Genomic DNA, 10404 nt, shown 5'->3' on the forward strand with positions numbered 1-10404 from the left:
CTATTCCAGCGCGCGCAGTCCCGGGACGAATGCCACGAGCAGCGGAACGACGGGCACCAGCGCCGCGGCCGCCGTCAATTGAAGCCGGCGGCCGGCGGTGAACCGCGGCGCGGGGGTCAGCAGCCGGTTCACCCGCTGCGGGAGCTGTGCGTCTGGCGTGGGGCAGGGGCCGAAGACCCCGCGGTCCTCGTTGAGTTCGACCAGCGCCAGGGCGATCGTCAGCCGCCCGAACCGCCGCGAGGCGACATCGTCCGCGGCCAGCTCGACCAGCCGGTGCATCTCGTCGCGGAACGCGGCGAACACCGGGATCTGCGGGAACCCGTTGGCCAGCGCGGCGGAACAGTGCAGCAGCCAGTCGTGCCGGGCCCGGGCATGTCCCTGCTCGTGCGCCAGCACCGCATCCAGCTGACGGCCCTTCAGTCTGAGCAACGCCGCGGTGGTGACGACCAGTTGGGGCGCCGTTCCCGGGAGCCACCAGGCGTCCGGCCGCTCGCCCTCCAGGACCACCAGCGGCTCGTCGCCCGGCTCCTCGCCGGGCAGCAGGGGGGAACGCACCAGCAGCTCCCGGTGCCGCCGACGGCGCCGTGCGTGAGCCCGCAGCACCTCACGCGTGAGCATCGTCGCGGTCCACAGCCCGCCGCAGGCGAGGAGAACCGCCAGCACGGCGGACCAGGGCTCGTTCGCCCGCAGGGCGTAGGCCTCGACGACGCCGTGCGGAGCCGGGGCGAAGACGTGGCCGCGGACCAGCTGCCAGGCCGCGGCGGCGCTGAGGATCATGGACAGGGCGAAGGAGAGGAGTACGGCGGCGACCACGCACTGCCACACCCACAGCGCGACGACGGGCTCGCGCTCCGCCCAGTCGCCGCGTGACATGAGTCGTGGGGCGACGACGGCGGCCAGTACCCCGAGCAGAAGCAGCGCGAGCGAGACCATCATGGAATCCAGCCTATGAGCGCGAGGCTACCTGCCGGTATGGCCCTGCGCGTCAAGTGATGCACGCCACGGTTTGAACGGCGGACCGTCCGAGCGGCTCACAGGGTCAGAAGCATCGCCAGCATCGCCGTTCCCATCGAGACTCTGCAGGCCAGGGCAAGTTCCGGTGGGGCGCCCCAGGCGGGCGCCGCCGGACCCGGGCTTCCGGCCGGGGCCGCGACCGGGACGAGGCGCAGGCCGGCGCGCAGCACGTACCCCGCGAAATAGACGACGAGCGCAGTAGTCAGCAGAGGGACTCCCGTGCGGGCGTGGGACGCGTGCGCGCCGCCGGGCCCGGCCATCGCCGCCGCCATGTAGATCATCGCCAGGCACGCCACGAGATGGTGCACGTGGTGGCGGCGGGTGCGCTGCGCCCATATCGCGCGCAGGGCCGCGGCGCCGAACACCACGGCGTACACCACCCAGTGCCAGGACGGGAGCGTGAGCACGGCAGCGGGCACGGCCATCGCCGCCATGCCGAAGCCCATCAGCGCCTCGCCCCCGGCCGCCTCGCGCGCCTCACCCCTGCAACTGCGCATCCGCAGCAGGCAGTACGCCCCGGTCGCGGCGCACAGCGCCATGAGCAGCAAACCGGACGTCATCGGTCCGTGCACGCGTCTCTCCCCCTTCGACGGCGTCGAAGGGTGCATGCCCGCAGGCACAGGACGTACCCGAGCGCACAGGAGTACAGGGGAGCGCGTCAGGGGCGCGGGCGGGGAGGTCCACGGGGTGACCGGGGCTGACTCGGCCGCCGGTGGGCGCGTTACCCTCGTGCCACGCGTACCCCCTCGTGCCGCCGGCGCCTCGCCGTGCCCGCACCCGGTCGAAACGGAGCCGCCCATGGACACCGCACCGCCCCGTGATTCCGGTGAGCTCACCTACCGTGACGCGGTGGCGGACGACGTCCCGGTGCTCGTCCCGCTGATCGAGTCGGCGTACCGCGGGGAGAGCAGCCGTACGGGCTGGACCACCGAGGCCGACCTCCTGCACGGTCAGCGAACGGACCCCGAGGGCGTACTCGCGGTGATCCGCGCGCCCGGCAGCCGGCTGATGATGGTCGAGCGCGACGGCGAGCCGCTCGCCTGCTGCCAGCTCGAACACCGCGGCGACGCCGCCTACTTCGGCATGTTCGCCGTGCGTCCCGATCTCCAGGGCGGGGGTCTCGGCCGCCGGGTGATCGCCGAGGCGGAGCGCAGCGCGCGCGAGACCTGGGGGGTGCGGGAGATGCACATGACGGTGATCAGCCTCCGCGAGGAGCTGATCGCCTGGTACGAGCGCCGCGGCTACCGCCGTACGGGACAGCTGAGCCCGTTCCCGTACGGCGACGAGCGGTTCGGGATCCCGCAGCGCGACGACCTGGTCTTCGAGCTGCTGGTGAAGGACCTCACCGGCTGATCGGAGCCGGCTCCGTCACGCGGTGAACCGCCCGGTGCGGCGGATCTCGGGGAAGTCGGTGGTCGCGCCGTCCAGTTCGAGGGCGCGCACCAGCCGCAGGTGCTCCTGGGTGTTGACCACCCAGCCGATCACTCCCAGCCCCGCGCCGTGGGCGCGCTCGACGGTCTCCAGCGTGAGCCTGCGGATGTTCAGCGCGAGCGACGCGGCGCCCACCGCCTTCCCCCGGTCCACGATGTCCGCTTCCCACCGGCTGGCGATCAGCACCGTCCGCACGCCCGGCACCAGAGTGGCGATCTCCGCGACGGCGTCGTCGTGGAAGGACGAGACCTCCACCCGGGGCACCAGGTCGCGGCGCTTCATCACCTCGGCCAGCGCGCGTGCCGCCGCCACGTCCTTGATCTCCGCCTGCAGCGGCGAGCGCACGGCGTCGAGGACCTCCTCGAAGACGGGCACGCGCTCGCCCATGCCCGCGTCGAGCTGACGCAGCTCCGCGAGGGTCTTCTCGGCGATCGGGCCGTTCCCGTCGGTCGTGCGGTCCACGTCGGCGTCGTGCATGACGGCCAGCGCGCCGTCCTTGGTCAGATGCAGGTCCAGTTCGATGGCGTCCATGCCGCACTGCTCGGCGCGGACGAAGGAGCGCAGGGTGTTCTCCGGCTCGACGCCCATGACCCCGCGATGACCGATGGTGAGGAAAGTCAAGATTCTCTCGCTTCCGTCGACGGCGGCTCCCGCGGCCCGGCCCCCGCTCGCCCACGCGGTGGGGGCGCACGCGGGTAAGGACGCAGCCTAACGGCCCCTCCCGCACACGGGACCGTTCTCGCACGGGGTGTCCGGAAGCTGCCCGTCCGCGTGTCTCCCGAAGTCGCGGACTGTCCGTGACACCCGCCACTCACCGCAAGAACTTCTGGGATCATGGGGGTGGCGCAGGATAATTTCCGATGCCTCCTCTTGTATGGAGGAACGCCGCACCGATACGGTGTCTTGACGCGAGGTTCTCCCGTGAAGGAAGTGACATGACGGAAATTCTTGTGCAGGACATGGCCGACAAGGGCATATCTCACGCCGGGCGGGTGGTCGACCACCCGAGCTGGCCGGTGCTCAAGAATGCCGTCGAAGAGATCCGCCCCTGGCAGTCCAAGGACGGCTCCATCGACTTCGACGCAGAGGGCGCCCCCGCCCGCCCCGACGCCGAGGCCGCCGTCGAGCAGGTCATCGTCGCGGTGGAGGACCTCTCCCCGCTGCTCCCGCACGACGACGCCTACCACCGGGCCCTCGTCGCCGACCTGCGCAAGTGGGCGAAGGACGGCTTCACCGTCCCGGACTTCCTGGACTCGCTGCTCGCCTTCCAGCCGGCCGCCGCCCGCGAGGACGGACTGCAGCACCTCGTCGTCTTCCCGATGTACACGCAGAACGGCAACCCGGACCGCAACCTCGAAGCGGTGGTCCTGCGCATGGTCTGGCCCGAGTGGCTCGCCGAGCTGGAGCGCACCCGCTACGACAACCCGCTCTTCTGCGGCATCACGTTCGAGGACTTCACCGCCGGGTACGACACCAACTCCGCCGTCCTCTTCCCGGAGACCATCGCCGTCCGTGAGGCCCCCGAGCGTTTCACCTGGGGCGGCATCTTCTGCGACCGCGAGGCCGCGCGCTTCCGTGCCGTGACCGAGGAGGCCGTGCGCGTCCTCGGCCTGGAGCTGCCGGACGACATCCGCGAGATGGTCGGCGACCAGAAGCGCTGCGAGCAGGCGTTCGTGCTGTGGGACATGGTCCACGACCGCACTCACAGCCACGGCGACCTGCCGTTCGACCCGTTCATGATCAAGCAGCGCCAGCCGTTCTGGATGTACGGCCTGGAGGAGCTGCGCTGCGACCTCACCGCGTTCAAGGAGGCCGTCAAGCTGGAGGCCGAGGGCAGCCGGCACGGCCGCGACGTCCAGTACGCCGTCCTCTTCGACCGCATGTTCCGCTTCCCTGTCACGGGTGACCGGACGCGCAACTACGACGGCCTCGGCGGCCAGCTCCTCTTCGCGTACCTCCACAAGCACGACGTGGTGCGCTGGACCGACAACACGCTGAAGATCGACTGGGAGCGGGCGCCGCAGGTCACGAACCAGCTGTGCGCCGAGATCGAGAAGCTCTACCGCGACGGCATCGACCGCCCGAAGCTGGTCCACTGGTTCGCCGCGTACGAGCTGGTCTCCACCTACCTCGCCCCGCACCCCGGCTCCCGCTGGGCCAAGGGCCCCGACGCCCTGGACCTGTCCCAGCCTCCGCGCAAACTGGTGGACGACGTGCTTCCGGACGAGTTTCCGCTGAGCATGTTCTATGAGGCGCTCTCCAAGAAGCTGAAGAACGTGATCGCCTCCACCAAGGGGATCACCGCTGCTTCGGCCGGAGCGGCCGCGTGAGCTCTCGCATCCAGGAGGCGACCACCATGAACGGGAACGGCAACGGCGCGCTCGAAGGCGCGGTCGTGGCGGTGGCCGGTGCGGCCGGCCCCGCCGGACGGGCCACCCTGCTGAGGCTGGCCGAGGCCGGTGCGACCGTCGTCGCCTCCGACGCCGACGCCGAGCGTCTCGCCCAGGCCGTCGACGCCGCGCGGTACGCGCACGGCGGTGCCACGGTCATCGGCGACACCGTCGACCTGCTCGATCTGAACGCCGCCAAGGCGTGGGCGGACAAGACCGAGAAGGAGTTCGGCCGGGTCGACGGGCTGGTGCACCTCGTCGGCGGCTGGCGCGGCAGCGCCGGCTTCACCGACAGCGACCCGGCCGACTGGGCCCTGCTCGAGAAGCTGCTGATCCGCACGGTCCAGAACACCTCGCTGGCCTTCCACGACGGACTGCTGCGCAGCGACCGCGGCCGCTATGTGCTCATCAGCGCCGCGGGAGCCACCAAGCCCACCGCCGGCAACGCCGCCTACGCCGCCGCCAAGGCCGCCGCCGAGGCGTGGACGCTCGCCGTCGCCGACTCCTTCCGCAAGGCGGGGGGCGATCAGGGCCCGGCGGCAGCGGCTGCCATCCTGGTCGTCAAGGCACTGGTGCACGACGCCATGCGCGCCGAGCGCCCGAATGCGAAGTTCGCGGGCTTCACCGACGTGACGGAGCTGGCAGAAGCCATCGCCGGAGTCTGGGACCGTCCCGCCGAGGAACTGAATGGACAGCGTCTGTGGCTGACCCCCAAACCCTGAAGACCGACGCCCGTCGTCACCACGACCCGTCCGTCCGCGGGTTCGCCAGTGACAACTACGCGGGCGCCCACCCGGAGGTGCTCGCGGCCCTCGCCCTCGCCAACGGCGGCCACCAGGTCGCCTACGGCGAGGACCAGTACACCGAGCACCTCCAGCGGGTCATGCACAGCCACTTCGGGCCGACCGCCGAGGCGTTCCCCGTGTTCAACGGCACCGGCGCCAATGTGACCGCCCTGCAGGCGCTCACGGACCGCTGGGGCGCGGTGATCTGCGCGGAGACCGCGCACATCAACGTGGACGAGGGCGGGGCGCCGGAGCGGATGGGCGGGCTCAAGCTGCTCACCGTGCCGACCCCGGACGGCAAACTCACCCCCGAGCTGATCGACCGGCAGGCCTGGGGCTGGGAGGACGAGCACCGGGCGATGCCCCAGGTCGTCTCGATCACCCAGAACACCGAGCTGGGCACCGTGTACACCGTGGACGAGATCCGCGCCGTCGTCGAGCACGCGCACGGCCTCGGCATGAAGGTCCACCTCGACGGCGCGCGGATAGCCAACGCGGCCGCCTCTCTGGACGTCCCGATGCGGACCTTCACCAACGCGGTCGGCGTCGACGTGCTCACCTTCGGCGGCACGAAGAACGGCATGCTCTTCGGCGAGGCGGTCGTCGTCCTCAACCCGGACGCGGTCAGCCACATGAAGCATCTGCGCAAGATGTCGATGCAGCTCGCCTCCAAGATGCGTTTCCTCTCCGTGCAGTTCGAGGCGCTGCTCGCCAAGGACCTGTGGCTGCGCAACGCCCGCCACTCCAACGAGATGGCGCAGCGGCTCGCCGCGGGTGTGCGCACGGTAGACGGCGTGGAGATCCTCCACGCCGTCGAGGCCAACGCCGTCTTCGCGCGGCTCCCGCAGGACGTGACCCGGCGGCTGCAGGAGCGCTTCCGGTTCTACTTCTGGGACGAGGCGGCCGGGGACGTCCGCTGGATGTGCTCCTTCGACACCACCGAGGACGACGTCGACACGTTCGTCCAGGCGCTGAAGGAAGAGATGGCGCGCTAGACGGACTGCATAAGAGTGCGGCCGACCGGAAAAGTATTGGTTTCGGGCCGGCCGCGCTCTTACGCTCGGTCGTCATGGAACTGATCCAGCAGGTCCCCGAACTGTCGGCGTACCTCGCCGCAGACGCCACCATCGACCACAGCGATCCACGCGTCCGGGAAACCGCGGAGCAGCTGCGCGCCGATCACCCCGACGCATACTCATACGCCCAGGCGGCGTACGAATTCGTCCGCGACGCGATTCCCCACTCCGCCGACAGCGGCGACATGCGGGTCACGTGGCGGGCTTCGGACGTGCTCGCGCTGGGCACCGGAATCTGCCACGCGAAGTCCCACGCGCTCGCCGCGCTGCTGCGCGCCGAAGGCGTCCCGACGGCCCTGTGCTACCAGCGCCTCACGGACGACGACGGCTCGAACCCGATGGTCCACGGACTGGTCGCGATCCACCTGCCCGGCGCATCGGGCTGGGTGCGCCAGGACCCGCGCGGCAACATCCCCGGGATCGTCGAGGCGCAGTTCTCGACGAGCGGGGAGCGTCTGGCCTGGCCCGTACGACTCGAGTGCAGTGAAGTGGACTATCCGATACTCTTTGCTGCACCACATCCGGCGGTCCTCACGGCCCTGCGGACGGCACCCGACCGGCCGGCCCTGTGGCGCACGCTGCCCACGGACATCTGAACGGCGGACCCATGGCACTCTCCCTCACCGTCTCGGACGAGGTGCGCGCCCTCGCGCCCGGCTTCGTCCACGTCGCCGTCGAGGCGCACGGCCTCGTGAACGGCCCGAGCAACGACGACAGTTCGGCGCTGCTGGACGACGCGGCACGCCGGCTCGCCGCCCGTCTCGACGGCCGCGCGCCGCACGAGGACACGCACATGGCGGCCTGGCGCGAGGCGTACACCGCCTTCGGCGCCAAGCCCTCGCGCACCCGCAACTCGGCCGAGGCACTCGCCCGGCGGGCGCTCGCCGACGGCGGACTGCCCCGCATCAACGCGCTCGTCGACCTCTACAACGCGATCAGCGTCGCCCATCTGATCCCGGTGGGCGGCGAGGACACCGACCGCATCGCCGGCGGCATGCGCCTCGTACGGGCTACGGGCGAGGAGCCGTTCGTCACGGTCGCGGGCGGTGAGGAGAGCGTGGAGCACCCCGACGCGGGCGAGGTCGTCTGGTGCGACGAGGAGGGTGTCACCTGCCGCCGCTGGAACTGGCGTCAGGGCGTGCGCACCCGTCTCACCGAGGACACGGTGAACGCGCTGTTCCTGCTGGAGGGCATGGCCCCGGCGACCGGCGGTGAGCTCGCGGCGGCAGCCGCCGAACTCGCCGAGGGTCTGGAGAAGCTGAGCCCCGGGGCGCGGGTCACGGTCCACGCCCCGCGGTAGGACTCTTTGGGCCGGGGTCTCAGCTGGCCTCGCGGACCTCGGCGGGCGTCGGTGCGGTGCCCCCGAGGTGCGCGGGGACCCACCAGGTGTCGCCCGCGTCCCTGGGGCGTACCGGGTACGCGCGCTGGGCCGCCTCCAGCAGCTCCTGCACACGCTCGCGCAGCCGCCGCGTGAGGGCGCCCGCGTACTGGTCCGTCGGTGCCTCCATGGGCTCGCCGACCCGGATCGTCACCGGGATGTGCGAGCGCTTGAAGTTCCGCGGACGGCCCTTGGTCCACAGTCGCTGCGTCCCCCACAGCGCCACCGGGATCAGCGGCACGCCGGCCTCCTGCGCCAGGCGTACGGCGCCCGACTTGAAGGACTTCAGCGTGAACGACTGGGAGATCGTCGCCTCCGGGAAGACGCCCACGATCTCGCCCGAGCGCAGCGAGTCCAGCGCGTGCGCGTAGGCGGCCTCACCCTGCTTGCGGTCCACCGGGATGTGCTTCATCCCGCGCATCAGCGGTCCGGAGACCTTGTGGCGGAAGACCGAATCCTTGGCCATGAAGCGGACCAGGCGCTTCTGGGGCAGCGCGGCGAGCCCGGCGAAGATGAAGTCCAGGTAGCTGATGTGGTTGCTGACCAGGACGGCACCCCCAGAACGCGGAATGTTCTCGGATCCCTGAGTGTCGATCTTCAGGTCGAGCGCCTTGAACATCGTGAGGGCGGCGCCGACGACCGGCCGATAGACGAGCTCTGCCATCTGGGGGGGACCCTTTCGTCATGCCCGGGGAGGGTTCTCCCGGTTGGAAGTTACGCAGCCGTAGGTTTTCGGCATTGGGCCGATCGTCCCCCATGTGTGGCGTGCTGACCAGCCCTGGGGCCCGGTACAGGCGAGATTCTCATCACGTCCGGACCCCCGTCGCCGCCCGTTCACGCCTGTCACGGGGAATCATTGCCTTCCTGCGAACGCTACAGGGGCCGACGACTCGACGGAGGTGGACCGAAGTGCGCGCTCACGACCGGGAACGACGGCTCGGCGCGGCGGAGCTGGGTACGGGGCTCGGGCGGCGGGCGACGCTCGTCCAGTTCTCGACCGCCTTCTGCCAGCCCTGCCGCGCCACGCGCCGCACGTTGTCGGACGTCGCGGGCATGGTCGACGGTGTCGCGCACATCGAGATCGACGCCGAGGAGCGGCTCGCACTCGTGCGGGAACTGGGCATCCGCACGACGCCCACCGTCCTGGTGCTCGACTCCGCCGGGCGTGTCGTCATCCAGGCCTCCGGGGCACCCCGCAAGGCCGACGTCATCGCCGCACTCGGAAGGGCGGTGTGACGCGCCGTGAGCCCGGTCGCACATTCCCGTGCGCGCTTGACTGCACAGGGCAACTGTCGTCAGGCTGACGTCTGTGCCTCCAGTACTCCTTCTCTTCGGTCGGGTCCATGTGGACCTCGTCCGTCACGCGAGCGCGCGCTGTCCGGCTGACGTCGACGCCCCAGCCGCCTAGTTCGCACCCATGCAGAAGGAATCCTCGATGACGGCCCCGACCGATCTCGGCACCTCACCCCTGACCTCCTCCTCCGCTCTCGCCGCCCCCCGGCCCGTGTCCGCTGCCGGCCTCGTGGGCACGCAGCAGTCTCCGGCCGGCCGGCGTGCCGCCTCGCCCGCCTCTCCCGCCGCCGACGAGCTGCTGAAGTCGGTCTTCCGCCAGCACGCCGCCGGCGTCGCGGTGATCACCGCGCAGGGGGAGAGTCCCGTCGGCTTCACCGCCACCTCGCTCACCTCCGTGGCCGCCGACCCGCCGCTGATCTCCTTCGGGGTGGGTACCGGATCCTCCAGCTGGCCGGTGGTCGCCGAGGCGGAGTACGTCGGCGTCCACATACTCGGCGAGCACCAGCAGGAGCTGGCCGCCACCTTCGCCCGCAGCGGCGCGGACCGTTTCGCCCCGCCCACCCGCTGGCGCACCGGCCCCGAGGGCGTGCCCGTCCTCGAAGGAGTGGTGGCGTGGCTGGTCGCCCGGGTGGTGGCACGCGTGCCCGCGGGAGACCATCGCCTCGTGATCGCCGAGGTCGTGACCGGGGACCCGGTCGGCGGCGGCCGTCCGCTGCTGTACCACCAGGGTCGCTTCACGGCGCTGCGCGACTGACCTGGCACGCCGTTGTCAAGGTCACAGTTCAAAGCGCTTGCTTAGCGGGAACAACATGGATGTACTGACGAGTAATATTTCGATCGGAGCGCGGCCCGCCCCGACCGGGATCCGCCCCATCGGACGCCTATGCTGCGTTCACAAGGCAGTCCAGTAGAGACGATGCAGTAGGAGAGCCGGCGTGAGCCTGAGGATCGTTGTCTGTGTGAAGTACGTGCCCGACGCCACCGGCGACCGGCACTTCGCCGATGACCTGACCGTCGACCGCGACGACGTCGACGGC

The 10404-nt window shown here is 70.9% G+C and carries 12 protein-coding genes and 1 pseudogene; 9 read left to right on the forward strand and 4 right to left on the reverse strand.

Annotated elements, in window-relative coordinates; genetic code table 11:
* Positions 1-936 carry a M56 family metallopeptidase gene (locus ACWD0A_RS12215; protein WP_451297166.1) on the reverse strand — a complete coding sequence of 312 codons (936 nt, stop codon included), beginning with the start codon at positions 934-936 and terminating at the stop codon, positions 1-3.
* Positions 937-1031: 95 nt separating this feature from the next.
* Complete coding sequence (locus ACWD0A_RS12220; protein ID WP_451297168.1) at positions 1032-1586, reverse strand: DUF5134 domain-containing protein; 555 nt, start codon at positions 1584-1586, stop codon at positions 1032-1034.
* Positions 1587-1812: 226 nt separating this feature from the next.
* Between ACWD0A_RS12220 and ACWD0A_RS12225 the strand changes: the two genes are divergently transcribed.
* Positions 1813-2367, forward strand: coding sequence for a GNAT family N-acetyltransferase (locus ACWD0A_RS12225; RefSeq protein ID WP_451297170.1), 555 nt, complete (start codon positions 1813-1815; stop codon positions 2365-2367).
* A 15-nt stretch (positions 2368-2382) separates the two neighbouring features.
* Here the strand turns inward: ACWD0A_RS12225 and ACWD0A_RS12230 are convergent, their stop codons facing one another.
* A complete protein-coding gene (locus ACWD0A_RS12230) occupies positions 2383-3066 on the reverse strand; it encodes a glycerophosphodiester phosphodiesterase (RefSeq protein ID WP_451297172.1) in 684 nt (227 codons plus the stop codon).
* 314 nt (positions 3067-3380) lie between these two features.
* On the opposite strand from ACWD0A_RS12230, the gene ACWD0A_RS12235 reads away from it, so the two are divergent.
* The 5 genes from ACWD0A_RS12235 to ACWD0A_RS12255 all read left to right on the forward strand — a co-directional run bounded on the left by ACWD0A_RS12235 (position 3381) and on the right by ACWD0A_RS12255 (position 7996).
* Positions 3381-4775 (forward strand): DUF6421 family protein, encoded by a 1395-nt coding sequence (locus ACWD0A_RS12235; RefSeq protein WP_451297174.1) that lies wholly within the window; start codon positions 3381-3383, stop codon positions 4773-4775.
* A gap of 26 nt (positions 4776-4801) precedes the next feature.
* Positions 4802-5557, forward strand: coding sequence for an SDR family NAD(P)-dependent oxidoreductase (locus tag ACWD0A_RS12240; RefSeq protein WP_451297210.1), 756 nt, complete (start codon positions 4802-4804; stop codon positions 5555-5557).
* On the forward strand, positions 5536-6615 hold the full coding sequence (locus ACWD0A_RS12245; RefSeq protein WP_307716783.1) for a threonine aldolase family protein: 1080 nt from the start codon (positions 5536-5538) through the stop codon (positions 6613-6615). The genes ACWD0A_RS12240 and ACWD0A_RS12245 overlap by 22 nt, the downstream gene beginning before the upstream one ends.
* 74 nt (positions 6616-6689) lie before the next feature.
* Positions 6690-7292: a transglutaminase-like domain-containing protein gene (locus ACWD0A_RS12250; protein WP_451297176.1), complete on the forward strand. Its 603-nt coding sequence runs from the start codon at positions 6690-6692 to the stop codon at positions 7290-7292.
* A gap of 11 nt (positions 7293-7303) precedes the next feature.
* Entirely contained in the window at positions 7304-7996 is a 693-nt protein-coding gene (locus ACWD0A_RS12255) for a B3/B4 domain-containing protein (protein WP_451297178.1), read from the forward strand.
* Positions 7997-8015: 19 nt separating this feature from the next.
* Here ACWD0A_RS12255 and ACWD0A_RS12260 read toward each other — a convergent pair whose 3' ends face one another.
* Positions 8016-8738, reverse strand: a complete 723-nt coding sequence (locus ACWD0A_RS12260; RefSeq protein ID WP_451297180.1) for a lysophospholipid acyltransferase family protein — start codon at positions 8736-8738, stop codon at positions 8016-8018.
* Between the two features lie 245 nt (positions 8739-8983).
* On the opposite strand from ACWD0A_RS12260, the gene ACWD0A_RS12265 reads away from it, so the two are divergent.
* The 3 genes and pseudogenes from ACWD0A_RS12265 to ACWD0A_RS12275 all read left to right on the forward strand — a co-directional run.
* Complete coding sequence (locus ACWD0A_RS12265; protein ID WP_451297182.1) at positions 8984-9310, forward strand: thioredoxin family protein; 327 nt, start codon at positions 8984-8986, stop codon at positions 9308-9310.
* Between the two features lie 199 nt (positions 9311-9509).
* Complete coding sequence (locus ACWD0A_RS12270; RefSeq protein WP_451297184.1) at positions 9510-10121, forward strand: flavin reductase family protein; 612 nt, start codon at positions 9510-9512, stop codon at positions 10119-10121.
* A gap of 181 nt (positions 10122-10302) precedes the next feature.
* Positions 10303-10404, forward strand: a pseudogene (locus ACWD0A_RS12275) (electron transfer flavoprotein subunit beta); the annotation flags it as partial.

The sequence above is a fragment of the Streptomyces sp. NPDC002867 genome (assembly GCF_053591895.1).